Below are 25,475 nucleotides of genomic sequence, written 5' to 3'. Positions count from 1 at the left end.
GCGGGCGCGGTCAGCCCGGCAGGGGGCCGCGCGGGCTGATCAGGCCCGTCTCGTAGGCGAGGATCGTGGCCTGGACCCGGTCGCGCAGCCCGAGTTTGGACAGCAGCGCGTTGACGTGGCTCTTGACCGTGCCGGTGGTGACGCCGAGTTCGGCGCCGATCTCGGCGTTGGTCAGCCCGGACGCGATCTTCAGCAGGACCTCGCGCTCCCGCTGGGTGAGCCGGCTCAGCGGTCCCTCGGCCCTGGGCGGGGGAGGGGCACCGCGGGCGAAGGTGCGGATGAGCCGGCCGGTCACGGCGGGCGCCAGGATGCCGTCGCCGGCCGCGACCACCCGGATCGCGGACAGCAGCTCGTCGGGCCGGGCGTCCTTCAGCAGGAACCCGGACGCCCCGGCCCGCAGCGCCTCGTACACGTACTCGTCCAGGTCGAACGTGGTGAGCACCAGCACCCGGGGTCCGCCGGGCGGCGCGGTGACCAGCCGGGTGGCGGTGAGCCCGTCCATGCCCGGCATCCGGATGTCCATCAGGACGACATCGGCCTGATACGCCGCGGCGAGTGACACGGCCGTCGCCCCGTCACCGGCCTCGGCCACCACGGTCAGATCGGGTTCGGCGTCCACGATGGCCGCGAATCCGGCGCGGACCACGGCCTGGTCGTCGACGACGATCACGCGTATGGCGACGGGGACACCTCCTGGACGGGGGCCCCTGGAGCCCCGGCCGGCAACGACACCCGTAGCCTACCGGCCGGTTCGCACACGATCCGCCCCTCACCGGCGGCGACCTGCACCCGCAGGCGTTCGGCGACCGGACCCGCGACGGCCAGCCGCACCCCGGTCACCGTGATCCGCAGGGTGCCGCGGCGGCGCCGCAGGGTCACCCGCGCCGGGCCCGGATCGCCCGCGCCGAGCGCGGCCTCGACGATCCGGTACACCGACACCTGCGTGGACGGCGGCAGCCCCCGGGCGGCCTCCGGCAGCCCCCGCAGCCGGACCTCCCGGCCGGCCGAGCGCAGCGCCCGGCACAGCGCGTCGAGATCGGCGGCGGACGGCGACGGGGCCAGCGGCCCGCCGGGCCCGCCCTCGCCGCCGTCCGCCAGACCGCGCAGCATCTCCCGCATCGCGGCCAGCGCCGCCCGGGCCGTGTCCGCGACCTCCGCCGGCTCACCCCGGCGGGCCGCGCCGACCAGCGCCCGGGTGTGCGACAGCACCGCCTCGCGCAACGTGGCCGCCAGCCGCTGCCGTTCGGCCTCGGCCGCCCGGTCCGCCTGCCACATCGAGCTGGCGAACGCGAAGTCGTCGTAGGCCACCGCCCGCACCCGGCGGCGGCGCACCAGCAGACCCGCACCCCACACGGCGGTGAACACCGGGGCCGTCATCACGGACAGCATGAACGCCAGCAGAACCACATCGGCCGGGCCCGCCGGCTCGCCCGCCACCATGCCGTCGGCGCACGCGATCACCGACACGGCACCGGCCGCCCCGAGCGTGGCCACGGCCGGCGCCGGCCAGGTGTGCCCGGCCCCCTGACCGTAGGCCGCGACGGCGTACACGGCCAGGGTCTCCACGAGTGTGCCGGCGGCCAGGAACTGCGCGACCTGGGACGGCAGGGGCACCGCGACGACGGCCACCGGGCCCGCGCAGGCGGTGGCCAGCACCGCGCCGAACACCGCCCAGGGGGCCCGCCTGCGCCACAGCAGCGGCAGCGCGTGCAGCACCAGCAGGCCGCACACGAGCAGCAGCTCCGGCAGCACGGCCCGGCGCGCGGCACCCGGCCAGCCCTCCAGGTCCGCCAGCGCGTACGCCACCGGCAGCAGCATCGCGGCCAGCATCAGCGCGGGATCGGCGAACCGCTGCTCCCGCAGGACGTCACGCCGCCAGCCGGTCTCCTCCGGCCGCCGCGCCGCGGCGGCGTCGGGCAGCGTCGCGCGTACCCGCCAGCCGCCCTGCGGGGTGGGCCCGGCGGTCAGCTCGCCGCCGACGGAGGCGGCCCGCTCGCGCATCCCGGCCACGCCGCGCCCCGCGCCGAGCCCCCCGGCGCCCTGCGCGGTGAGGCGCGGCGGCGCGTTCTCCACCGTCAGCTCCAGCAGCCCGTCCACCCGCCGGACGTCCACCCGGGTGGCGGCGCCGGGCGCGTACCGCAGCGCGTTGGTCAGGGCCTCGCGGACGATGCCGTGCACCGCCTCGGCCGCCGGGCCCGCGAGGTCGTCCGGTATCCGCGCGGTGACCGGACGGCCCAGCCGGCCGAAACCCGCGACGAGTTCCTCGATCCGCCCGCTCATCGGCCGGTGGTCCGGGCGGCCGGTGTCCCGCAGCAGCCCCACGAGCCGTTGCAGCGCGGTGAGGGTCTCCGTGCCGGTGCGCTCGGCGAACGCCAGCGCCTCTGCGGTCAGCTCGGGACGGTCGTCCCGGAGCCGCAGTGCCGCGTCCACGGTCACCACGACGGAGGTGAGGTGATGGGCGCTCACATCGTGCAGTTCCCGGGCCAGCCGCCGGCGCTCCTGGTCGCCCGCGAGGCGGCGGGCCTGCTCCGCCCCGGCCAGCCGCCGGGCGGCGGTCAGCCGGCCGGCGAGCCACTGGCGCCGGGCCTCGCCGAGCCCCGCGCACAGCACACAGGTGCCCAGCGAGATGGCCATCATGGACAGCAGCGGGGCCCGCAGGCCCTCCGTCACCGCGGCTCCCACCCATTCGACGCCCACCACGGCGGCCAGCGCGCGCACCATGACCGGCACCGGGCAGCGCACGGCGACGGAGTACAGGGCGATCAGCGAGCCGAGGCCCACATAGCCGTCCGGCCAGGCGAGCCCGCCGAGCGTCCCGGCGGCCAGGGTGCCGGCCAGCGACCGCACCGGTGCGGTACGGCGCCATGCCAGCGCGGCCGTCTCCACGGTCAGCGCGCACAGCACGGCGGCCAGGGCGAGCGGGCCGGGGCGGCCGTCCGGGTACACACCGGGCCACAGCAGGACGCCCTGCCCGGCCGCCAGCAGCAGGGGCAGAAGCCAGTTGCGTATCGTCTCCATGTCGCCGACGAGCGTAAGGGCCGCTCGGTGCGGTGGGCACCGGCCCCGGGGTGGAGGTGCGTCCCCAACCAGGGGTAGAGACACCGCTCCTGCCGTGGGCCGATGGCAAACCCGCGGGGTTTTGGCAGGCTGACGGCATGACACAGCCACCGCTCGCCGAGCAGCTCCCGTACCACCGTCTGGCCCGTCTGACGCCGCGCTACCAGTGGTGGCGCCCGCTGCTCGGGACCCTGGTCGTGGGCGTGGGCTATGTGTTCGCCGTGCTCGTCCTCATGCTCTGCTTCCTGGTCCTGGGCGTGGCCCTCGGCTATCCCGAGGATGCCGACGGCTGGCCGGAGTTCGGGCCCGTCTCGGGTACCGCGCTGGACCTGCTGTCGATCGCGGTGGGCATACCCGTGCTGCTGCTGACCGTGCGCTGGATCGGCCGGCGCCCGGCAGGCACGGTCTCCTCGGTGACCGGGCGGCTGCGCCTGCGCTGGCTCGGGCTGTGTGTGCTGACGGCCGTGCCGGTCCTCGCCCTGGCGATGGGCGCCATGCTCCTGCTGCCCTCGGACGGCGGCGAGGCGGAGAGCCAGTGGGTGGGCTGGCCGGCCTTCGGGCGGGCCCTGGCCATGCTGCTGGTGCTGGTGCCGTTGCAGGCGGCGGCCGAGGAGTACGTCTTCCGTGGCTGGCTGGCGCAGACGGCGGGGGCGTTCCTGCGGTCGCCGTGGGCCGCGTCGGTGCCCCAGGCCGTGCTGTTCGCCGCCGCCCACGGCTGGGGCACCGTGTGGGGCTTCGCCGACCTGCTGGTGTTCGGGGTGTGCGCGGGGTGGCTGACCTGGCGGACGGGGGGACTGGAGGCGGCCATCGCCCTGCACGCCGTCAACAACCTTCTGGCCTTCGGTGTGTCGGCCGCCGTGGTGGACGGGCTCGCCAGTGACGACACCGCGGCCGACGCGGGCTGGCAGATGGCCGTGCTCGACGGCGCGGGCATCGTGCTGTACACGGCGGCCGTGGCGTGGTGGCTGCGCCGCCGCCGACTGGACCGCACCGCCCCCGCCCCGCTGCCCCCGGCCCACCCCTACGGCGCGGTGCCCGGACAGTGGCCGGCGCACTCGTACGGTGTGACACCCGGGCCATGGCCGGTTCACCCGTACGGTTCCGTGGCCGGGCAGGTGCCGGTTCACCCGTACGGTACAGCGCCCGGACAGGCACCGGTTCACCCGCACGGTGCGCTGCCCGGACAGTGGCCCGGTCATCCGCACGGTGCGCTGCCCGGACAGTGGCCCGGTCATCCGCACGGTCCGCTGCCCGGACAGTGGCCCGGTCACCCGGCGGCCGGCGCCCCCGTGCCGCCGTCCGGGACCGCCCACCCGGGGGCTGCCGCGCCGTGGTCGGACACGGGCCGCCCGGCCGGGTCGGCGGGCACCGGGGAGGACACCACGGGCAGCGGGTGAGCGGCGCACCGGCGGGTCCGTCCGTCGGCCCACGGGGACGGCGACGGGCCGCGGTCCGGGCTCGGTGTGCGTCATGGGACCGCCGTGCACGGCCCGTCCGTGGACACGACGGCGAGCGGCGCGGGTGGTGTGCAAGGGTGTGCGGTCGGCCGGTGGAAGACCGGCTCCGCGGGCGGAGCCGTGCCCTCTCCCGTGAGGCATGCCCGCCGGCCCGTAAAACGCCTATGAGCAAAGGAAGTTGATGTCATGACCGACACGCTCACCGTGACCGTCCTGGGCACCGGCATCATGGGGGCCGCGATGGCCCGCAACCTGGCCCGCGCCGGACACACCGTGCGCGCCTGGAACCGTAGCCGCGCCAAGGCCGAACCGCTCACCGCCGACGGCGTGCTGGTCGCCGGCACGCCCGCCGAGGCCGTCGACGGCGCCGACGTCGTGCTGACCATGCTCTACGACGGCCCGGCAGCCCTGGACACCATGCGCGAGGCCGCCCCCGCGCTGCGCCCCGGCACCGTCTGGGCGCAGTGCAGCACCGCCGGTACCGAGGCCCTCGGCGACCTTGCGGCCTTCGCCGGCGAACACGGCCTGGTGTTCTTCGACGCGCCGGTGCTGGGCACCCGTCAGCCGGCCGAGGCCGGACAGCTCCTCGTCCTCGCCGCGGGCCCGGCCGGGCACCGGTCCGTGGTCGCCCCGGTGTTCGACGCGACCGGCAGCCGTACCGTGTGGACCGGCGAGGACGGCACCGCCGGCACCGCGACCCGGCTGAAGCTGGTCGCCAACAGCTGGGTCGTCGCGGCCACCGCCGCCACCGGCGAGACGCTGGCCCTGGCCAAGGCGCTCGGCGTGGACCCGCAGAACTTCTTCGACGCCATCGCCGGCGGCCCGCTCGACATGGGCTACCTGCGCGCCAAGGGCCGGCTCATCCTGGACGACGAACTGACGCCCGCCCAGTTCTCGGTGGCGACCGCCGTCAAGGACGCCCGGCTCATCGTCCGGGCGGGCGAGGAGCACGGTGTGCGCCTGGACGTGGCCGCCGCGAGCGCCGCACGCCTGGAGCGCGCCGCCGCGCAGGGCCACGCCGACGAGGACATGGCCGCCGCCTACTTCGCCAGCTTCGGCGAAGCCGAGGCGCCGTCCGCCTGAGTGACGGGCCCTGGGCGAGGGGCCCCGCGGGAGGCGGCCGGGCCTCACTGGGCGGGGTCGGCGCCTTCCGCGTTCCCGGCCGTCTCCGGAGCCGGTTCGGCGGCCACGGTGTAGAAGACGGACGAGCCCTGCTTGCTGCGGTGCGCGCCGCCTCGGGCCACGAGGTTCTCCAGAGTGGTGCGCACGACCTTCGTCTGCACCGCCCGTTCGGGGTACGCGCGGTCCAGCGCCTCGGTGACCTCCGCGGCGGAGCGCGGCTCGTTCTGCTCGGTCAGGTACTGGCGGACCAGCTCGACGAGCGTCGGCTGCGCGGGCTGCGCGGGCTGCGCGGGCTGTGCGGGCTGCGCCGGGGCCTTCTTGACCGCCGGCTTCTTGGCCGCCGGCTTCCGGGCCGCCGGCTTCTTGGCGGCGGGCTTCTTCGCCCCCGGCTTCTTGGTGTCGGGGCGTCGGGCGCCGCCGTCCTTCCCGCGCGGGGCGGGCACGACCGCGCCCGCGACCGGGGCCGCGATGCCGAGCGCCTGCTGCATGTTCAGCAAAATGGCGTGGTCGTGCTGGAGTGCGGCCAACCGCTCCTGCAACGCGGCGATCTCCGCGGTGACGCGGTCCTGTTCCTTGACGTTCTGCTCTAGGTCCTTGGTCACCTGGCTGACGTACTGAGAGGCCAATTCGGTGACGGGCCCAGCGGTTTCCGGCATATCTACCTCCGCTTGTGGTGCGACACCTGGATGATACGGGTGAGTTAACCCGTTCTCACCTTTCGTGACGCACGGACACGACGGTCAGCCCCGGGCCAGGGTCGCCCGGCGAACTCCGGGGGCGGGGGAGGCGGAGTCGGGCAGTCGGGCGGTCTGCCGCCAGGTGACCCCCTTGTCCTGCCGGCGGACCTCGGACGGGAGGAACAGGTCGGCCAGCAGCCGCCGTTCGTCGTGTGTGTAGATGGTGTCGGCGAGCGCGGTATGTGTCTCCATGCCGGTGCCGAGGCCGTGGTCGCAGGAGAAGTTGTCGTAGCCGGTGGAGCAGGCGTTCGGGTCCGGGCCCATGAAGGACGGCTGCTGTGTGGACGAGCCCGGAGTGGCCGCGCAGTTCGACGTCCGGCGCCCCCAGCCACCGCAGGGCCGCGCGGACCCCTGACGACAATGGCGCCGGGGGAGCGGGCCGCCCCCCAACTGCCGTGCGCCGTAAGTCCTGTGGCTAGGATGCCTGCTCATGGCGACGCGCGGGCACACCGGTACTCCCCGGGCGGGGCGCCGTACCCGCGCGGCCGTGGTCCTGGCCGGCCTGCTGCTGTGCGCCGGGTGCGAGGACTCCCTGGGGCAGCCCCCGCCGCGCCCGGCCGGCCCCTCCGCCGTCGCCGCGTGCCTGACCGGCTCCGGGGACCTGATCGCCGACGTGGACAACGACGGCCGCCCGGACCGGATCACGGACCCCTCCCACCGCGGTGCCCGGCTGACCATCGCCTTCGGCACCGGCTCGGGCCGCGAACGGGCCGTCCCGGCGCGGGGACTGGCCGACCGCCCGGGGAACCGGCAGCGGTATGTCCGCGCCGCCGTGGCGGACTTCGACCAGGACGGCTGGAGCGACCTGGCCGTGGTCGCCGGGCGCGCCCAGGGCGGTGACGACCCGGTCCCGCCCCGCGTGGCCGAACTGCGACTGGGCCCCTTCTCCGGCACCGGCCGCAGCCGGCGCACGGTACGGCTCGACCTGGGCGCCACGCAGGACATCGCGGTGGCCGACCACAACCACGACCGGTATCCCGACCTGGCGGCCTACACCTACGCGGGCGACGGGGTGTATGTGTTCGAGGCCCGGCTCGGCGACCCGCGCACCGGACTGCGGGCCGGCACCCGCGCGTACACCACGGACGCCGGGGCCACCGGTCACCACCCGCCGGCCCGCCTCCCGCACGCGGGCCTGACGCCGTTCTACCCGGGATGCGGGACGAGGTGACCCACCAGGAACTCACCCGGCGTCCGGGCCGGGGCCCCATCCGGAGCTCACCGGGCGTCCGGGCCGGGGCCCCACCCGTAACTCACCGGGAGCCCCCGGGAACTCACCCGAGGACGAGCGGGAGTCGCCTGCCGGGCCGGTCGCCGAGTCCGGTCAGTTCGGTGTCGGTCGGGGTCCGGCGCCCCGTGCCGATCCGCAGCGCGTCCTCGTCGGACCAGGACGCGGGGAAGGGCGACCCGGCGATCCGCTCCAGCATCGCGCGCGCCCGGGCGAGGCCCTCGGCGGGCGGCAGCTCGGCGTCGGGGAGGTGTGCGACCAGGTCCAAGTGGTGCAGGGTCCACTCCAGGACGTACGCCGAGAGGTAGTCGCCGGTGGTGAGGACCATGTCCTGGGTGCTCACCCGCAGTGCGGGATCGGCCAGTTCCGCCGCGCGTCCGGCGGCCGAACCGACGTCGTCCAGATGGAACTTGAGCAGTCCGGGGTCTTCGTAGGCGGCGGCCAGCCGGACCGTGAGCGCGTCCAGCGGGTCGTCGCCGGCCGGCGGTGTGTCCGTGACGTGCCAGTAGGTCACCGCGTCGTGCGTCGGCTCGCCCGACGCGGGTGTCACGAGGGTGATCAGTACGTCCTGGGCGTCGATGACGAGATGGCACACCAGGTCGCGGACGAGCCAGCCGGCGCAGCCGGACGGCCGCGCGAAGTCCTCGTCGGCGAGACGGGCCACGGCCGTGCGCAGGGCGGTCCAGGAGTGCTGGAAGAGGTCCACACCCGCAAGCTAGCAGCGCGCGTGGGGCGCATCGACCGATTTCCCGGACCCGTTCGCCGCCCGGCGGCGGTGGAGCGCGGACCGGCGGTGGTGACACCGGCCGACGGGGGCGGGGCGGGGGCGGTGAGTGGCGCGTGGCAGCGGCCGGCTCGGAACGGCGCGTCCGCGAAGCCCGGTTCGCGGTTCATGGCGTTCACGCCGTGCGGCGGGCATGCACAGATTCGTTCATGTACATGAACTTCGCACACGTGGGTGTACATGTGATGTGATGATGTGCCAAGCTCAGCCGACTTTCTCTCGAACACGACGGAGTGGGAGGGCGAGCATGAGCGTTTCCCGGCGTGCGCTGCTGGTCACGGCGGCGGGTGCGGCGGCCGTGGGACCGGCCACGGAGGCGTCGGCGGCACCCGCGGCGGCGGCCGGACCCGCGGGGGCGGCCGGACCGGCGGGGACGGGCGCGATTCCGCGTGCGCTGAGCGCTGCCGCGGACTACGCGGTGGCGAAGGTCCGCGCAGTGGCGCCCCGCGTGACCGGCTTCCCGGTCGGCACCAAGTTCGAGAAGTGGACGTACTCGCGCGGCGGGGACTGGGTGGGCGGCTTCTGGCCCGGGACGCTGTGGATGGCGTACCTGTACAGCGGGGACGACACCTTCCGCGCCCGGGCGGTGGAGTCGGCCCGGAACCTGGCCCCCCGCCAGACCGACACCACCACCCACGACCTGGGTTTCCTCTTCTACCCCTCCTGGGTCACCGCCTGGCGGCTGACCGGTGACGACGAGTGGCGCACCGGCGCCCTACGCGCGGCGGACTCCCTGGTACGGCGCTACAACCCGCGCGGCGGGTTCATCCGGGCGTGGGGCGCGCTGCACGACACCGCCAACGCCGGCCGCGTCATCATCGACACGATGATGAACCTGGACCTGCTGGCGTTCGCGAGCAGGGAGACCGGTGACCCCGCCTACCTGGACATCGCGGTGGCGCACGCGAAGACCGCCCAGCGTGTCTTCCCCCGCCCGGACGGCTCGACCCCGCACGTGTACGACTTCGACCCGGACACCGGCGCGCCCCTCGGCCCCGCCACGGTGCAGGGCTACGCCGCCTCCTCCTGCTGGTCGCGGGGGCAGGCGTGGGGCATCTACGGGTTCACCACCATGTACCGCAGGACCGGCGACACCGGGTTCCGGGACACCGCGCGCAGACTCGCCGACTACGCCATCGAGGCGCTGACCCCGGACCACGTTCCCGTCTGGGACTACCGGGCGCCGCAGCAGCCGTACGACATCAAGGACGCCTCCGCCGGGGCCGTCATGGCGTGCGGCCTGCTGGACCTGCACGCGGCGACCGGCCGGCGCGCCTACCGGGACGTGGCGCTGCGCATCCTCACCGCGCTCGCGGAGACGTGCCTGACCAGGAACTCGGCCCGGGCGGAGGCGGTCGTGGCCCGCTGCACCCGCAACCGTCCGGGGGAGGACGGCATCGAGATCTCGCTGCCCTACGCCGACTACTACCTCCTCGAAGGCATCCTGCGAGTGCTCCGCCCCGCGGACGTGGACCGGGCGATCGACCTGTCACAGCCGTCCTCGGCCGTCCGGCAGCTCAGCCGGCCGGAGCGTTCCGTGTCGCCTCGCGTGCTTCGGTGAGGGCTCGTTGCCTCACTCCGCCGGACAACTGCATCGTGGTGGCGGCCAGGACGTCGTCCCTGCCGATGGTCCGCCTGTCCCCCTTGCGGGTGGACAGGGCCAGGAGCGGGTCCTTGAGGAGCGGCGGAGGGACCGGTTCGCCCGGCGTCACCAGGGCGACCGTACCGAAACGTTTGACCCCGCCCTCGCGGACGACCATGGCCGCGTCACGGGCGAGGTCCGTCAGGAACACGCTCGCGATGCCGTCCAGGTCGCGGACCATCACCGGGACGGCCGTCGCCCCCCGGCTCCGCAGCAGCTTCCTCACCCCGGCCTCGAACCGGTGCGCACCGGCCACAGCACTCGGTCTACGCGACCCACGGCGCTCACGGGAAGGCACGATGACACCCTCGGCGTCGTACAGGACACCGGTCAGGCCCTTGAACGTCGGGCTGTGGTGGTACCACTTGGTCCCCACCTCCAGCTCGACGTTCCGGTCGATCGCCCGGAGAAGGTCGCCGGGGATCAGCTTCGTCCGGGCCTCCTCCGCCGCCGCTCTCCTCGCGCCGTCGATGATCTCCGCCAGCACCGTCCGCGTCACCGACGCGGCGGCCCACGCGGCCGACCGGGAGACGTGCAGCGAAGTCAGGTCCCTGAACACCGCTTTGACGAGAGACGGCCTGAACGGCGGGACATCCATGACCGAGGCGGTCTCGGGCCCCCTGCGCTCAGGGCGTGCGGGCTGTGCGGGCATCGGAAGAAGCGCTCCTTGCTGCCGGAGTTGTCAGGCCCACACTTCATCACGCGGTGCCCGGACATCAGCCGTCGGGGGGCTGCGACGGCCGACGGGTCGCCGCGGTCGGGCAAGGGCCGGCTCAGCGGTGTATGGAGGGCTCGTCGGTGTGTTCGTCCGTGGCCTTCGCGTGGCCCGGGCGTCCGGCGACGGCGCGGGAGCGCGGTGGCGGGCCGGAGCGGCGGTTGATCAGGATGACGCCGGCCACGACGACGGCGCCGCCGAGCAGTTCGACCGGGTGCGGGATCTCGCCGAGCCAGACGAAGGACACCAGGAGGGCGACGGGCGGGACCAGGTACAGCGCGGCCGTGGACGCGGCGAGCGGCAGGCGGGCGACGGCGTAGCCCCAGATCACGAAGCCCAGGGCGGACGGCAGCAGTCCGAGGAAGGCGACGGCCAGCAGCGCGTCCAGGGGAGCGTGGGGCAGGGCCCGGGCCGTCGCGGGCACGAGCGGCAGCGCGAACACCGTGCCGGCGATCATGGCGTACGTGGCCACCTCCAGCCCGGTGTAGTGCCGCAGCAGCGGTTTGCTGGCGAAGTGGTAGACGCCCTGGACGACGGCCGCGGCCAGCACCACCAGGGAGGCGGCGGTGAACCCGGACACCCCGTCGCTCAGGGTGACGACGGCGGTGCCCGCGAGGGCGACGACACTGCCGATGGCCACGTTGCGGCTGATGTGCTCGGCCAGGAACGCGCTGCCCAGCAGGACGCTGAAGACGGGGGCGACGGCGATCAGCAGGCTCGCGGTGCCCGCCTCGACGTGGATCTCGCCCCAGTTCAGCAGCACTTGGTAGGCGGTCATGCCGGTGAGCCCGCACAGCGCGATCTGCGGCAGGTCCCCGCGCCGGGGCAGCCGGACCCCGGCGAACGGGGCGATGGCGGCCAGGACCACGGCGGCGATGGCCAGCCGCAGCAGCGAGAGCGCCGCCAGGCCGAGTCCGCCGACCCCCACACGGATCGCCGGGAACGCGGACGCCCACAGGATCACGGTGCCGGCCAGGGCGAGGAAGCGGGGGGAGGCGAACCGTATGCGCATTCCTCTACGATGCCGAGACGGAAACAAGAAGGTCCAGTTAGCTTTCTTTACGGAAAGCGTAAGATGTGATGATGCTTGATGTTCGTCGGCTCAGGATTCTGCACCACCTGGCCATCCACGGCACCGTCGCGGCGGCGGCCGAGGCACTGCATCTGACCGCGCCCGCGGTCTCCCAGCAATTGGCCGTCCTCGAACGGGAGGCCGGTCTGCCCGTCGTGGAGAAACACGGACGCACGCTGCGGCTGACCACCGCCGGCGAGCTGTTGGTCGCGCACGCGGAGGTGGTCCTCGGCGACCTCGCCGCCGCGGAGTCCGACCTCGCGGCACTGCGCGGCGGCCGGCGCGGACAGGTCCGGGTGGCCGCGTTCGCCTCGGCCGCCCGGACCCTGTTCCCGGCCGTGTACCGGGCGCTCGCCGAGGAGGACGACGCGTGGTCGCGCCGGCTCGCCCTGCACCTCACCGTCCTGGAGCCCGGTGACGCGCTCCAGTCCCTGCACAAGCGGGAGATCGACGTGGCCGTCGTCCACGGCTACACCGTACTGCCCCGCGACTTCCCCTCCGGCAGCGAGCAGGAGGCCCTCATGGAGGACCCCGTGGTGGCCGTGCTGCGCCTCGAACACGCGGACCGGCTGGGGCTGGCCCCCGGAGCGCCCGCGGACCTCTCCGCGCTCGCCCAGGCGCCCTGGCTGACACCCGCGCCCGACACCTCCTGCTACGAGATGATCCAGCGCACCTGCGGCGCCGCCGGGTTCGTCCCGGACATCCGGGTCCGCAGCAGCGACTTCGGCGTGCTGACCTCCCTGGTCGCCGCCGGCGCGGGCGTCGCGCTGGCCCCCCGGCTCGCCGTCCCGGACGCCGCCGCCGGTGTCAGCCTGCACCCGCTGACCAGGCCGGTCAGCCGGACGATCTTCACCGTGAGCCGCTCGGGCACCGCCCGCAGGCCCGACATACACCTGCTGAACTCCCTGCTGAAGCGGGCGGCGGCCGGCCACTCCGGCACCCCCTGACCGACCGTACGGTGCCGTCGGGACCGTCGGTACGGTTGCGCGGCGCGCCCCCTGCCCCCGCCGCCCGGCCCCGCCCTCGACCCCGTCAGAGCAGCACCGGCAGCCGTCGTAGTTCCGGCACCCGCAGCAGGCGGGCCGTCGTCACGTAGACCGCGGCCAGCGTCACCGTGCCCGCCGTCAGGGAGAGGGCCGTGGGCCATGTCCCGGTGCCCAGGTGGGCGGCGCAGGCGTGGGCGGCGGTCCAGCCCAGGGCCGCGCCGAGGCCCGCGGCGAGCAGCAGCTTGGCGTAGGTGCGGCGCAGGGTGCCGTCGTCGAGGCGTCCGCCGACCCGTCGCCGCAGCAGCCGCGCGGTCACCAGGAGCCCGATCGCGTAGGACAGCGTGTACGCCCCGGCCATCGCCGTCACCGCCCAGCGCGCGGGCAGCAGCACGTGGCAGGCGGTGGCGAGGGCGATGTTCACCACGGCGACCCACGCGGCCATGAAGAACGGCGTACGGGTGTCCTCGTAGGCGTAGAAGCCGCGCAGCAGCAGGTACTGGGCGGAGAACGGGATCAGGCCGGGGCCGAACGCCTGGAGCATGTGGCCGAGCGGCCGGGCCGTGGCCGCGTCGGCGGCACCGTGGGCGAACAGCAGCTCCGCCAGCAGCGGGCCCAGGGCGAGGAAGAAGAACGCGGCGGGCACGATGACGGCGCCGCTGACCCGCAGGGCGCGGGACAGGTCCGCCCGCAGGTCGGCCACCCGCCCCTGCGCCGCGGCCCGGCTCATGCGCGGCAGCAGCGCGGTCACCAGGGACACGGTGACGATGGACTGCGGAAGCATCCAGATGGTCTGCGCGTACGTGTACGCCGAGTAGCCCGCGCCCGCGTCCGGGAGTTCCTGGTCGGCGGCGTTGGCGTAGTTGGTGACCACCGCCAGGGCCACCTGGTTGGCCAGCACGAACAGCAGGGTCCACTTGGCCGCGTGGACACTGGAGCCGAGGCCCGTGCCGCGCCAGTCGAAGCGCGGCCGGAAGCGGAAGCCGGCGGCGCGGGCGAACGGGATCAGGGCGAGGGCCTGCACGGCGATGCCCGCGGTCGTGCCGATGCCGAGCAGCCGGACCTGGCCGGCCGTGATGTCCGCCACCCGGTCGGGGACCGTCATCAGGCCCAGGTAGGCGGCGAACATGGCGACCAGGACGACGTTGTTCAGCACCGGCGTCCACATCGCCGCGCCGAACTTCTCGCGGGCGTTGAGGACCTGGCCGTAGATGCCGGTCAGGCCGTAGAAGAAGATCTGCGGCAGCAGGTAGCGGGCGAAGGTGACCGTCAGTTCGTAGGCCTCGTGGTTGTCGGCGGTGTCCCGCATGTAGACGCCGACGATCTGCGGCGCCGCCCACACCGCCAGTACCGTCCCGACACCGAGGACGCACACCACGAGGGTCACCAGCCGCTGCTCGTAGGCCCGGCCCCGGTCGGGGTGCGTGGCGCGGGCGCGCACCAGCTGCGGCACGAGGACGGCGTTGAGGGCGCCGCCGATCAGGAGCGTGTACAGACTGGTCGGCACCGTGTTGGCCGTGTTGTAGGTGCTCGCCAGCAGGCCCGTGCCCAGGGCGGCGGCCTGGAGCACCGTGCGTATGAGTCCCGTCGCCCGGGACACCACGGTGCCGGCCGCCATCAGCATCGAGGCCCGGGCCGGCCCGGGAGGCGCCGGTCTCTTCCGGCGATGGCCTCGCCCGCGGCGGTCCGCCCGGCCCGCGGGGGCGGCGTGTCTGCCCCGGCGCCGGCGCTGTGCGGGCACACCCCGTGGCCTCGTCTTCGCGTCCTCGATCATGCGCACAACCTATGTGAGCCGGGGGAGCGGGCCGCGATGCCGGGGCGGGCGTCGGGGTCCGGACACCGTGAGAGAAAATAGTTGCCTTGAGAAACTAGGAAGTGTGATGAAAGGTCCCGCATGCCGCACCTCACCATCGACTACTCCTCCCGTCTGGCCGGAGTCCTCGACGCGGGCGTCCTCGTGAAGGAGCTGCATCCGCTGGTCCTGGAGGAATCCGGATCCACGGGCGTGTGCAAGACGCTCGTCCGGCCGGTGGACACGTATGTCGGGGACACGTCGGGCGGGGAGACCGCGTTCCTGCACATCGAGGTGGGCCTCCTGGCCGGCCGTCCCGCGCACCAGCGGGCCCGCCTGTCGGAGCGCGTACTGGCCCTGGCCGAGGCACATCTGCGCGCGGCCGGCGTGCCCGAGGCGGTCGTCTCAACGGAGGTCAGGGAACTGGCCGGCAGCTACCGGCTGGCCACCGTGACCACGGCCGGCGGATGACCCCGCCGCGGCCCCGCGCCGGCCGTCGCCACCGGGGGACCCCTTAGCCGTCGCGGGGGCCCCTGGGGGCCCTAGGGGTGTCCCGCGTCACCACCCCCTGCCTAGCCTCCGACAGCGAAAGGGGAAGCGGACCGGCAACCGTCCGGAGGCGATCCGCACGGCCCAGGCCCTCACTTCGATCCCGATCGGATGGCGCGCTGGTGAACAACGAAGAGCAACTGCTCGACTATCTCAGGCGGACGACGGCGGACCTGCGGGAGGCGCGGCGACGGCTGCGCGAGAACGAGCGACGCGCACACGGCCCCGTCGCCGTCGTCGGCATCGGCTGCCGCTACCCCGGCGGCGTCACCACCCCCGAGGACCTGTGGGACCTCGTCGCGACCGGCACCGACGCGGTGACCGGCTTCCCCGCCGACCGCGGCTGGGACGTGGACGCCCTGTACGACCCCGACCCGGGCCGACCCGGCAAGACCTACGCCCGCACCGGCGGATTCCTGCACGACGCCGCCGACTTCGACCCCGGCTTCTTCGGCATCAGCCCCCGCGAGGCCCTCGCCATGGACCCGCAGCAGCGGCTGCTGCTGGAGATCTCCTACGAGGCATGCGAACGGGCCGGCATCGACCCCGCCTCCCTGCGCGGCGGCCGCACCGGCGTGTTCGCCGGCGTCATGTACAACGACTACGCCACCCGCCTCGGCTCCGTACCCGACGACCTCGACGGCTACCTGGCCAACGGAAGCGCCGCCAGCATCGCCTCCGGCCGCGTCGCCTACACCTTCGGGCTCGAAGGGCCCGTCGTCACCGTCGACACCGCCTGCTCCTCCTCCCTGGTCGCCCTGCACTGGGCGGTACGGGCACTGCAGTCCGACGAGTGCTCCCTCGCCCTGGCCGGCGGGGTCACCGTGATGTCCACCCCGGAGACCTTCGTCGACTTCAGCCGGCAGCGCGGGCTCGCCCCGGACGGCCGCTGCAAGGCGTTCGCCGCCGCGGCCGACGGCACCGGCTGGGGCGAGGGCGCGGGCATCCTGCTGCTGGAACGGCTCGCCGACGCCCGCCGCAACGGCCACCCGGTGCTCGCCGTCATCCGGGGCAGCGCGGTCAACTCCGACGGCGCCAGCAGCCGGCTGACCGCGCCCAACGGCCCCTCCCAGCAGCGGGTCATCCGACAGGCCCTGGCCGGCGCCGGGCTCACCCCCGCCGACGTCGACGTGGTCGAGGCCCACGGCACCGGCACCGCCCTCGGCGACCCCATCGAGGCCCAGGCGCTGCTCGCCACCTACGGCCAGGACCGCGACCGGCCGCTGCTGCTGGGCTCGGTCAAGTCCAACCTCGGGCACACCCAGGCCGCCGCGGGCGTCGCCGGCGTCATCAAGACGGTGCTGGCCATGCGGCACGGCGAGGTCCCGCCCACCCTCCACGTCGACGCGCCCACCGACCAGGTGGACTGGAGCGCCGGAGCCGTCGAACTGGCCCTCCGGCGGCGTCCCTGGCCCGCCACCGGACGGCCCCGCCGCGCCGCCGTCTCCTCCTTCGGCATCAGCGGCACCAACGCCCACGTGGTCCTGGAACAGGCGCCCGCCGACCCCGAACCGGCCGAGGACACCCCCGACTCGCCCGCGCGGGAAGGCGGTTGCGTCCCCTGGATCGTCTCCGGCCGCACCCCCCAGGCCCTCACCGCGCAGATCGCCCGGCTGCGCGACCACCTCGCCGCCCACCCCGGCGCCCGCCCGGCCGACCTCGCCCTGTCGCTCGCCACCACCCGCGCCCGCCACGAACACCGCGCCGTCGCCGCCGGCCGGGACACCGCCGAACTGCTCGCCGCGCTCACCGCCGCCACCCCGCTCACCCGGACCGGCGGCCGGACCGCGTTCCTGTTCACCGGGCAGGGAGCCCAGCGCACCGGCATGGGCCGCGCCCTGTACCGGGCCTTCCCGGTGTACGCCGACACCTTCGACGCGGTGTGCGCCCTCGCCGACCCGGGCCTGGACCGGCCCCTCGCCGACGTGCTCGACGACGACACCGGCCCGCTGAACCGCACCGACTACGCCCAACTCGCCCTCTTCGCCACCGAAGTGGCCCTCTACCGCCTCCTGGAGTCCTGGGGCGTCACCCCCGACTACCTGGCCGGGCACTCCGTCGGCGAGATCGCCGCCGCCCACGCCGCCGGGGTGCTGTCCCTGCCCGACGCCGTACGGCTCGTCCTCGCCCGCGGCACCCTGATGGCGGCCCTGCCCCAAGGCGGCGCCATGGCCGCGCTGCGCGCCACCGAGGAGGAGATCGCCCCCCACCTGGACGCGACGGTCGGCCTCGCCGCCGTCAACGGCCCGCGCTCGGTGGTGATCTCCGGCGCCGAGGACGCCGTCACCGCCCTCGCCGCCCGCTTCGGCACCGGAAAGCGGCTGACCGTCTCGCACGCCTTCCACTCGCCGCTGATGGAGCCGATGCTCGCCGGCTTCGCCGAGGCCGCCGCCCGCTGCTCCTACGCCGAGCCCCGCATCCCCCTCGTGTCCACGCTCACCGGCGCCCTCGCCGACCCCGCGCACCTCGCCACCCCCGGCTACTGGGTCGACCACGTCCGCCGGACCGTACGCTTCGCCCCCGCCCTGACCACCCTGCACGAGCTGGGCGTCCGCACCTTCCTCGAAGTCGGCCCGGACGCCGCCCTCACCGCGCTCGCCGCCGACTGCCTGCCCGAGGACAGCGTGACCATCGCCGCGCTGCGCCGCGCCGGCGACGAGGAACGCGACCTGGTCACGGCCGTGGCCCGGCTGCACGCGGCCGGCACCGACGTCGACTGGGCGGCCTTCTTCGCCCCGCACCGGGCCCGGCCCACCGCCCTGCCCACCTACGCCTTCCAGCGCAGCCGCCTCTGGCTGGACGCCGGCACCGGCGGCAGCGGCGACGCCGACGGGCTCGGGCAGAGCGCCACCGGCCACCCCCTGCTGACCGCCGTGACCGACCTGCCCGACAGCGGGGGAGCGGTCCTGACCGGACGGCTCTCCCGCGCCTCGCACCCCTGGCTCGCCGACCACGCCGTGCACGGCACCGTACTGCTGCCCGGCACCGCCTTCGTGGAACTGGCGCTCCAGGCCGCGGAGCGCACCGGCTGCGACACCGTCGGCGAACTCACCCTGCACGCCCCGCTGATCCTGCCCGAGCAGGGCGCCCTCGCCGTCCAGGCCGCCGTCGGCCCCGACCGGGACGGACAGCGGGAGCTGACCATCTGGTCCCGCCGCGCCGACACCCCCGACGCCCCCTGGACCCGCCACGCCGCCGGCGTCCTCACCTCCGCCGACGGCACGGACCCGGCCGGGCTCACCGACTGGCCGCCCCCGGACGCCGAACCCGTCGACCTGGCCGGCCTCTACCCCGCGCTGGCCCGCACCGGCTACGGCTACGGCGAGGTCTTCCAGGGCCTGCGCGCCATGTGGCGGCGCGGGGACGAGCTGTTCGCCGAGGCGGCCCTGCCCGACAGCGCCCGCGCCACCGCCGCCGGGTACGGGATACACCCGGCCCTGCTGGACGCCGTGCTGCACGTCAACCTGCTGGACCTGCCCGGCGGCCAGGCGGTCCTGCCGTTCGCCTGGGGCGGCGTCACCCTCCACGCGCCGGGCACCGACACCCTGCGCCTGCGCCTGACCCCGTCCGGCCCCGACTCCGTCGCCCTCACCCTGGCCGACGCCGCCGGCGCGCCCGTCGCCACTGTGCGCGGCCTCGTGGCCCGCCCCGTCACCGCCGACCAGCTCGCCGGGGACGGCGACGACCCGCTGTACCGGGTGGAACTCCTCCCGGCGCCCGCCGCGACGGCCCCGGCCCTGCCCGCGACGGCCGTGTGCGGCCTCGGACCCGACAACCCCGGCCCCGGGGACGCCGGTCCGGACCGTGTTCCCCTGACCGGCGCCGACGTCCCGCACCACCCCGGTCTCGCCGCGCTCACCGCCGCCGGTCCCGTCCCCGACCTGGTCCTGCTGGCCGTACCGCCCGCCCCCGACGCCGTACCGGACCTGCCCGCCCTGGTGCGGGCGCGGGTGCACGCGGTCCTGGACGTGCTGCGCTCCTGGCCCGCCGACGAGCGGTACGCCGGGCGCCGGCTCGCCGTGCTGCTGCGCACCGGCGACCTCGCGCACGCCGCCCTGTACGGGCTGGTCCGCGCGGCGCAGGCCGAGCATCCCGGGCGGTTCCTGCTTCTCGACAGCGACGGCAGCGCCGGCCCCGGACCGGCCCTCGCCACCGCGCTCGCCGCCGGGGAACCGGAGGTCGCGGTGCGGGACGGCGAGGTGCGGCTGCCCCGGCTGGCCCGCGCCAAGCCCGGCGGCCCGCCCGCCTGGGACCCGGACGGCACCGTCCTGATCACCGGCGGCACCGGCGGCCTCGGCGCGCTGATCGCCCGTCACCTGGTCACCGCGCACGGCGTACGGCACCTGCTGCTCGCCGGGCGGCGCGGCGCGGACGCCCCCGGGGCCGCCGAACTCGCCGACGCCCTGCACGACTCGGGCGCGGAGGTGACCCTCGCTCGGTGCGACGCCGCCGACCGGACCCAACTGGCCGCGCTGCTCGCCGGACACGACGTACGGGCCGTGGTGCACGCCGCCGGCGTCGTCGACAACGGCGTACTGGCCGGCCTGGACGAGGGCCAGGTGGACCGGGTGCTGCGGCCCAAGGTGGACGCCGCCTGGAACCTGCACGAACTGACCCGCGAGCAGGACCTGTCGGCGTTCGTGCTGCTGTCCTCCACCGCCGGGCTGCTGGTCGGCGGCGGCCAGGCCAACTACGCCGCCGCCAACACCTTCCTCGACGGCCTCGCCGCCCACCGCCGCTCGCTCGGCCTGCCCGCCGTCTCCCTCGCCTACGGCCTGTGGTCCGGCGCCGGCGGCCTCGGCTCCGGCATCGACGTCGCCGACCTGGAACGGCTGCGCCGGCTCGGCCTGCCGCCCCTGCCCCCCGCCCAGGGCCTGCGCGCCCTCGACGCGGGCCCCGGCGGCGAGGACGCCGTGCTGGTGCCCGTACGCCTGGACACCGCCGCGCTGCGCGCCCGGACCGACGGCGTGCCCGCGCTGCTGCGCGGCCTGGTCCGGCCCGCCCGGCGGCGCGGCTCCGAGGGCGGCACCCCGGCGGGGTCCTGGCGCGACCGGCTGGCCCCGCTGGCCGACTCCGAACGCGACCGTGCCCTGCTGGAACTGGTGCGCACCCATGTCGCCGCCGTGCTCGGGCACCCCTCGCCCGAGTCGGTGGACCCGGGGCGCGCCTTCCAGGAGATGGGCTTCGACTCGCTCGCCGCCGTGGAACTGCGCAACCTCCTTGCGGGCGCCACCGGGCTGACCCTGCCCGCCACGCTCGTCTTCGACCAGCCCACGCCCGCCACCCTCGCCGCCCACCTCAAGACCGCGCTGGTGCCCGGCCCCGCGGACCGGGCCCGGTCCGCGCTGGCCGAGCTGGACCGACTGGAAGCCGCGCTGCACGCCCTGCCCGACGAGGACGGCAGCCACGCCCGGGTCACCGCCCGCCTCGAAGCGCTGCTGCGTGACTGGCAGGACACCCACACCCGGCACTCCGCGCCCGCTGCGCCCGAGGACTTCGGCGACGCCAGCGACGACGAACTCTTCGCCAGGATCGACAACGAACTGGGAGCCCTGTGATGGAAGACTCGGCCACGGCCGGCAAGCTCCGTGACTACCTCAAGCGGGCCACGACCGAGCTGGAGCGCAGCCGCCGCCGCGTACGCGAGCTGGAGGACCGCGAGCGCGAGCCCGTCGCCGTCATCGGCATGGGCTGCCGCTACCCGGGCGGTGTGCGCACCCCCGAGGACCTGTGGCGGATCGTCGACGAGGGCATCGACGTCGTCACCGGCTTCCCCACCGACCGGGGCTGGGACACCGAGGCGATCTACGACCCCGAGCCCGGCGCCCCCGGCAAGACCTACGTCCGCCAGGGCGGCTTCCTGCACGACGCCGCCGAGTGCGACCCCGCCTTCTTCGGCATCAGCCCCAAGGACGCGCCCGGCACCGACCCGCAGCAGCGGCTGCTGCTGGAGGTCACCTGGGAGGCCTTCGAACGGGCCGGCATCGACCCCACCACCGTCAAGGGCACCCCGACCGGCGTCTTCGTCGGCCTGATGCACCACGACTACCTCGGCGGCACCATCTCCGGCAGCATCGTCTCCGGCCGCATCGCCTACACCCTGGGCCTGGAGGGCCCCGCGGTCACCATGGACACCGCCTGCTCCTCCTCCCTGGTGGCGCTGCACCAGGCCATCCAGTCGCTGCGCAAGGGCGAGTGCTCCCTGGCGCTCGCGGGCGGTGCCGCCGTCATGGCCAGCCCCGAGATGTTCATCGAGTTCAGCGAGCGCCGCGCGCTGTCCCCCGACGGCCGCTGCCACTCCTTCTCCGATGACGCCGCCGGCGCCGCCTGGGCCGAGGGCGCCGGCATGCTGCTGGTGGAGCGGCTGTCCGACGCGCTGCGCAACGGCCACGAGGTGCTCGCCGTGGTCCGTGGCTCGGCCGTCAACCAGGACGGCGCCTCCAACGGCCTGACCGCGCCCAGCGGACCCGCGCAGATCCGCGTCATCCGGCAGGCCCTTGCCGACGCCCGGCTCGCCCCGCACCACATCGACGCGGTCGAGGCGCACGGCACCGGTACCACCCTCGGCGACCCCATCGAGGCCCAGGCCGTCATCGCCGCCTACGGGCAGGACCGGCCGGAGAACCGGCCGGTGTGGCTCGGCTCCCTGAAGTCCAACATGGGCCACCCGCAGGCCGCGGCCGGGGTCGGCGCCGTCATCAAGATGGTCATGGCGATGCGCCACGGCACCCTGCCCCGCACCCTGCACGTCGAGCAGCCCTCCACCGCCGTCGACTGGAGCGCCGGAGACGTCCGGCTGCTCACCGAGGCCCGCCCCTGGGACACCCCCGACGGCCGCCCGCGCCGGGCCGGCGTGTCCTCCTTCGGCATCTCCGGCACCAACGCCCACACCATCCTGGAGGAGGCGCCGCCCGCCGCCGCGGAACCGGCCGCGTCCGAGCGCACCGCGCTGCCCGTGATCCCCTGGGTGCTGTCCGGCAAGGGCCCCGACGCGGTGCGCCGGCAGGCGGAGCGGCTGCTCGCCGCGGCCGGCGGCCTCGACCCGTACGACGTCGGCTACTCGCTGGCCACCACCCGGACCGTGTTCACCCACCGGGCCGCCGTCACCGGCCGCGACCGGGACGAGCTGCTGGCCGGCCTGCGCGCCGTCGCCGACGGCAGCCGCCCCGCCGAGACGGCCCCGGAACCCGGCCGGCTCGCCGTGCTGTTCTCCGGGCAGGGCTCCCAGCGGCCCGGCATGGGCCGCACCCTGCACGCCGCGTTCCCGGTGTTCGCCGCCGCCCTCGACGAGATCTGCGCCGCGTTCGACACCCACCTGGACCGGCCGCTGCGCGAGGTGATGTGGGAGCAGGACACCGACCCCGCGCCCCTGCACCGGACCGTGTACACCCAGGCGGCCCTGTTCACCTTCGAAACCGCCCTGTACCGGCTGCTGGAGCACTGGGGCGTCCGCCCCGACCTGCTCGCCGGGCACTCCGTCGGCGAGGTCGTCGCCGCGCACGTCGCCGGCGTGCTGGACCTGAAGGACGCCGTCGCCCTGGTCGCCGCCCGCGGCCGGCTCATGCAGGAACTGCCCGCCGGCGGCGCGATGGTGTCCCTGCTCGCCACCGAGGCGGAGGTCGCCGGGCTGCTCACCGACGGCGTCGGCATCGCCGCCGTCAACGGCCCGCGCGCCGTGGTGGTCTCCGGCGACGAGGACGCCGTACTCGCCGTCGCCGCCCGGGTGGAGAAGTCCACCCGGCTGAAGGTGTCGCACGCCTTCCACTCCCACCGCATGGACCCCATGCTGGAGGCGTTCCGCGAGGTGCTGGCGGGACTGACCTTCCGCGAGCCCGCCCTGCCGGTCGTCTCCAACGTCACCGGCCGCCTCGCCGACCGGCTCGACTCGCCCGAGTACTGGGTCCGGCACGTCCGCGAGGCGGTCCGCTTCCACGACGGGGTCACCACCCTGGCCGCCGAGGGCGCCACCCGCTTCCTGGAGGTCGGCCCCGACGCGGTGCTCAGCAACCTGGCCCAGGACTCGGCGCCCGTCGTCATCGCCGCCCAGCGCCGCGACCGCGCCGAGGACGCCGCCCTCCTCGACGCCGTCTGCCGGCTGCACCTGACCGGCACCGGCCCCGACTGGACGGCGCTGTTCGCCGGCGGCCGCAGGGTCGGCCTGCCCACCTACCCCTTCCGCCGCGACCGGCACTGGGAGGACGCCCCCATCCTCCAGGCCGAGCGCTCGGCGGCGGCCCGCGGGGGCGACGCCGCCGACCCGTTCTGGGACCTGGTCCGCGACCAGGACGTCACCGCCGTGGCCGCCACCCTCGGCGTCGCCGACGAGACCTCCGTCGCCGCCGTCGTACCGGCCCTCGCCGCCTGGCACGAGCGGCGGCAGGCCGACGCCGCGGCCGACGGCTGGCGCTACCGCGTCGCCTGGGAGCCGCTGGCCCCCGCCGCCACCCCGGCGCGCGGCGGCCACTGGCTCGCCGTCGTCCCCGCCGCCGACGACCCGTGGACCACCGCCGTCCTGACCGGGCTCACCGAACGGGGCCTCACCCTCGACACCCTCACCGTGCCCGCCACGGCCGACCGCGCCGAACTCGCCGCGCTGCTCGCCGGGCGGAACGGCGCCGACGGCGTGCTGTCCCTGCTGGCGCCCGCCACCGCGCCGGCCGTCACCGCCGCCCTTGTCCAGGCCCTCGGGGACGCGCGGGTCACCGCCCCGCTGTGGTGCGTCACCCGCGACGCCGTCGCCCACGGGCCGGGCGCCGCCGTCACCGGCCTCGACCAGGCCCCGGTGTGGGGCCTCGGCCGGGTCGCCGCGCTGGAACACCCCGAACGCTGGGGCGGACTGGCCGACCTGCCCGCCGAACCCGGCCCCGACACCCTCGCCCGGCTGGCCGCCCTGCTCGGCGACCCCGGCGGTGAGGACCAGCTCGTGCTGCGCGACACCGGCGCCTACGGCCGGCGCCTGGAGCCCGCCCCCGCCCGCACCGGCGCCCCCTGGACGCCGTCCGGCACCGTGCTGGTCACCGGGGCCACCGGCGCCATAGGCGGCGCCGTCGCCCGCCGGCTCGCCGCCGAGGGCGCCGACCACCTGCTGCTGACCTCCCGCCGCGGCATGGACGCCCCCGGTGCCGCCGACCTGGTCCGCGAACTCACCGACGCCGGCACCCGGGTCACCCTCACCGCCTGCGACGTCAGCGACCGCCGGTCCGTGGCCGCCCTGCTGGACTCCGTACCGGCCGAACACCCCCTGACCGCCGTGCTGCACCTGGCCGGCGTCCTCGACGACGGCGTCCTGGACGCCCTCACCCCCCAGCGCTTCGACCGCGTCCTCGCCGCGAAGGCCGACGCCGCCCGCCACCTGCACGAACTCACCGCGGACCGGGACCTGACGGCATTCGTGCTGTTCTCCTCCCTGACCGCCACCGTCGGCGGCGCCGGCCAGGCCAACTACGCCGCCGCCAACGCCTACCTCGACGCCCTCGCCGAACACCGCCGCGCCGCCGGACTGCCCGCCACCTCGATCGCCTGGGGACCCTGGGGCGGCGACGGCATGGCCGCCCACGGCACCGTCCGCTCCGCCGCCCGCGCCATGGGCATGTCCCTCCTCGACCCCGGCCGCGCGCTCACCGCGCTGCACCGCGCCCTGGCCGGCGGCGACACCACCGTCACCGTCGCCGACGTCGACTGGGCGGTGTTCGCGCCCGCCTTCACCGCGACCCGGCCCAGCCCCCTGCTGTCCACGCTGCCCGGGGCCCGCCCCGGCACCGGCGGACCCGGACAGGCCGGTGCCGCCGACGGCTTCGCCGCGAAACTCGCCGGCCTCACCGGCGGCGAACGCGACCGCGCCCTGCGGGAGCTGGTGTGCGGCCAGGCCGCCGCCGTCCTCGGCTACGCCGACGCCGACGCGGTCGAGCCGACCACCGCCTTCCGCGACCTCGGCTTCGACTCCCTCACCTCCGTCGACCTGCGCAACCGGATCAGCGCCGCCGCCGGGGTGCCGCTGCCCGCCACGCTCATCTTCGACTACGCCACCCCCGCCGCCCTCGCCCAGCACCTGGGCACCGAGATCGCCGGCGCCGACACCTCCTCCGTGGACTCCGTCCTCGCCGACCTCGACCGGCTCGCCGCCCGGCTCGGCGGCCTGAGCGCCGAGGACATCGAAGAGGGCCGGATCGCCGGCCGCCTGCGGTCGCTGCTCGGCGACCTGGACCAGGCCCTCGGCCAGGAGGGGGCCGACGCCGTCGCCGGACGGCTTCAGGACGCCTCCGCCGACGATGTCTTCGCGTTCATCGACAACGAACTCGGCTCGGCCTGAGGCGACCCCTCCCCCGACACCCCGGCCG

Annotated in this window: 16 protein-coding genes; 8 read left to right on the top strand and 8 right to left on the bottom strand. The window is 75.6% G+C overall.

The annotated features are described in order from the left end of the window. Positions 1-10 precede the first annotated feature (10 nt). Together Srubr_RS00195 and Srubr_RS41255 are read right to left on the bottom strand one after the other, a co-directional pair. On the bottom strand, positions 11-670 hold the full coding sequence (locus tag Srubr_RS00195) for a response regulator (RefSeq protein ID WP_189991610.1): 660 nt from the start codon (positions 668-670) through the stop codon (positions 11-13). Then, the gene (locus Srubr_RS41255; RefSeq protein ID WP_189991607.1) at positions 667-3,018 is read right to left on the bottom strand and encodes a histidine kinase; all 2,352 of its coding nucleotides are present in this window, start codon (positions 3,016-3,018) and stop codon (positions 667-669) included. Before Srubr_RS41255 ends, Srubr_RS00195 begins: the two co-directional genes overlap by 4 nt. 137 nt (positions 3,019-3,155) lie before the next feature. Between Srubr_RS41255 and Srubr_RS00185 the strand changes: the two genes are divergently transcribed. Both Srubr_RS00185 and Srubr_RS00180 read left to right on the top strand, forming a co-directional pair. Next, complete coding sequence (locus Srubr_RS00185; RefSeq protein WP_189991605.1) at positions 3,156-4,454, top strand: CPBP family intramembrane glutamic endopeptidase; 1,299 nt, start codon at positions 3,156-3,158, stop codon at positions 4,452-4,454. 246 nt (positions 4,455-4,700) lie between these two features. Next, positions 4,701-5,597: an NAD(P)-dependent oxidoreductase gene (locus tag Srubr_RS00180; protein ID WP_189991603.1), complete on the top strand. Its 897-nt coding sequence runs from the start codon at positions 4,701-4,703 to the stop codon at positions 5,595-5,597. Positions 5,598-5,641: 44 nt separating this feature from the next. Here Srubr_RS00180 and Srubr_RS00175 read toward each other — a convergent pair whose 3' ends face one another. Together Srubr_RS00175 and Srubr_RS40095 are read right to left on the bottom strand one after the other, a co-directional pair. Continuing rightward, on the bottom strand, positions 5,642-6,292 hold the full coding sequence (locus Srubr_RS00175) for a hypothetical protein (RefSeq protein ID WP_189991601.1): 651 nt from the start codon (positions 6,290-6,292) through the stop codon (positions 5,642-5,644). Between the two features lie 84 nt (positions 6,293-6,376). Continuing rightward, the gene (locus tag Srubr_RS40095) at positions 6,377-6,637 is read right to left on the bottom strand and encodes a hypothetical protein (protein WP_373313387.1); all 261 of its coding nucleotides are present in this window, start codon (positions 6,635-6,637) and stop codon (positions 6,377-6,379) included. A 166-nt stretch (positions 6,638-6,803) separates the two neighbouring features. On the opposite strand from Srubr_RS40095, the gene Srubr_RS00165 reads away from it, so the two are divergent. Beyond that, on the top strand, positions 6,804-7,544 hold the full coding sequence (locus tag Srubr_RS00165; RefSeq protein WP_189991597.1) for an FG-GAP repeat domain-containing protein: 741 nt from the start codon (positions 6,804-6,806) through the stop codon (positions 7,542-7,544). A gap of 103 nt (positions 7,545-7,647) precedes the next feature. Here Srubr_RS00165 and Srubr_RS00160 read toward each other — a convergent pair whose 3' ends face one another. Continuing rightward, entirely contained in the window at positions 7,648-8,307 is a 660-nt protein-coding gene (locus Srubr_RS00160; protein WP_189991595.1) for a maleylpyruvate isomerase N-terminal domain-containing protein, read from the bottom strand. A gap of 325 nt (positions 8,308-8,632) precedes the next feature. On the opposite strand from Srubr_RS00160, the gene Srubr_RS00155 reads away from it, so the two are divergent. Further along, positions 8,633-9,946 carry a glycoside hydrolase family 88 protein gene (locus Srubr_RS00155; protein ID WP_189991593.1) on the top strand — a complete coding sequence of 438 codons (1,314 nt, stop codon included), beginning with the start codon at positions 8,633-8,635 and terminating at the stop codon, positions 9,944-9,946. Here Srubr_RS00155 and Srubr_RS00150 read toward each other — a convergent pair. Further along, entirely contained in the window at positions 9,903-10,679 is a 777-nt protein-coding gene (locus tag Srubr_RS00150; RefSeq protein WP_189991591.1) for a hypothetical protein, read from the bottom strand. The genes Srubr_RS00155 and Srubr_RS00150 overlap by 44 nt on opposite strands. Before the next feature lie 121 nt (positions 10,680-10,800). Continuing rightward, the gene (locus Srubr_RS00145) at positions 10,801-11,754 is read right to left on the bottom strand and encodes a DMT family transporter (protein ID WP_189991589.1); all 954 of its coding nucleotides are present in this window, start codon (positions 11,752-11,754) and stop codon (positions 10,801-10,803) included. 71 nt (positions 11,755-11,825) lie between these two features. Here Srubr_RS00145 and Srubr_RS00140 point away from each other — a divergent pair, with 71 nt between their 5' ends. Then, the gene (locus Srubr_RS00140) at positions 11,826-12,761 is read left to right on the top strand and encodes a LysR family transcriptional regulator (RefSeq protein ID WP_189991587.1); all 936 of its coding nucleotides are present in this window, start codon (positions 11,826-11,828) and stop codon (positions 12,759-12,761) included. A gap of 85 nt (positions 12,762-12,846) precedes the next feature. Here Srubr_RS00140 and murJ read toward each other — a convergent pair whose 3' ends face one another. Then, positions 12,847-14,571 (bottom strand): murein biosynthesis integral membrane protein MurJ, encoded by a 1,725-nt coding sequence (gene murJ, locus Srubr_RS00135; RefSeq protein WP_189991585.1) that lies wholly within the window; start codon positions 14,569-14,571, stop codon positions 12,847-12,849. A 120-nt stretch (positions 14,572-14,691) separates the two neighbouring features. On the opposite strand from murJ, the gene Srubr_RS00130 reads away from it, so the two are divergent. From Srubr_RS00130 to Srubr_RS00120, 3 genes are all read left to right on the top strand, one after another. Beyond that, on the top strand, positions 14,692-15,060 hold the full coding sequence (locus Srubr_RS00130; protein ID WP_189991583.1) for a 5-carboxymethyl-2-hydroxymuconate Delta-isomerase: 369 nt from the start codon (positions 14,692-14,694) through the stop codon (positions 15,058-15,060). Between the two features lie 200 nt (positions 15,061-15,260). Beyond that, the gene (locus tag Srubr_RS00125; RefSeq protein WP_189991581.1) at positions 15,261-20,696 is read left to right on the top strand and encodes a type I polyketide synthase; all 5,436 of its coding nucleotides are present in this window, start codon (positions 15,261-15,263) and stop codon (positions 20,694-20,696) included. Further along, a complete protein-coding gene (locus tag Srubr_RS00120; protein ID WP_189991579.1) occupies positions 20,696-25,447 on the top strand; it encodes a type I polyketide synthase in 4,752 nt (1,583 codons plus the stop codon). The genes Srubr_RS00125 and Srubr_RS00120 overlap by 1 nt, the downstream gene beginning before the upstream one ends. Positions 25,448-25,475: the final 28 nt, after the last annotated feature.

This window comes from Streptomyces rubradiris (genome assembly GCF_016860525.1).
GTDB lineage: Bacteria > Actinomycetota > Actinomycetes > Streptomycetales > Streptomycetaceae > Streptomyces > Streptomyces rubradiris.
The sequence above is the reverse complement of the archived record's forward strand: the minus strand, read 5'-3'. Positions and strand labels throughout refer to the sequence as shown.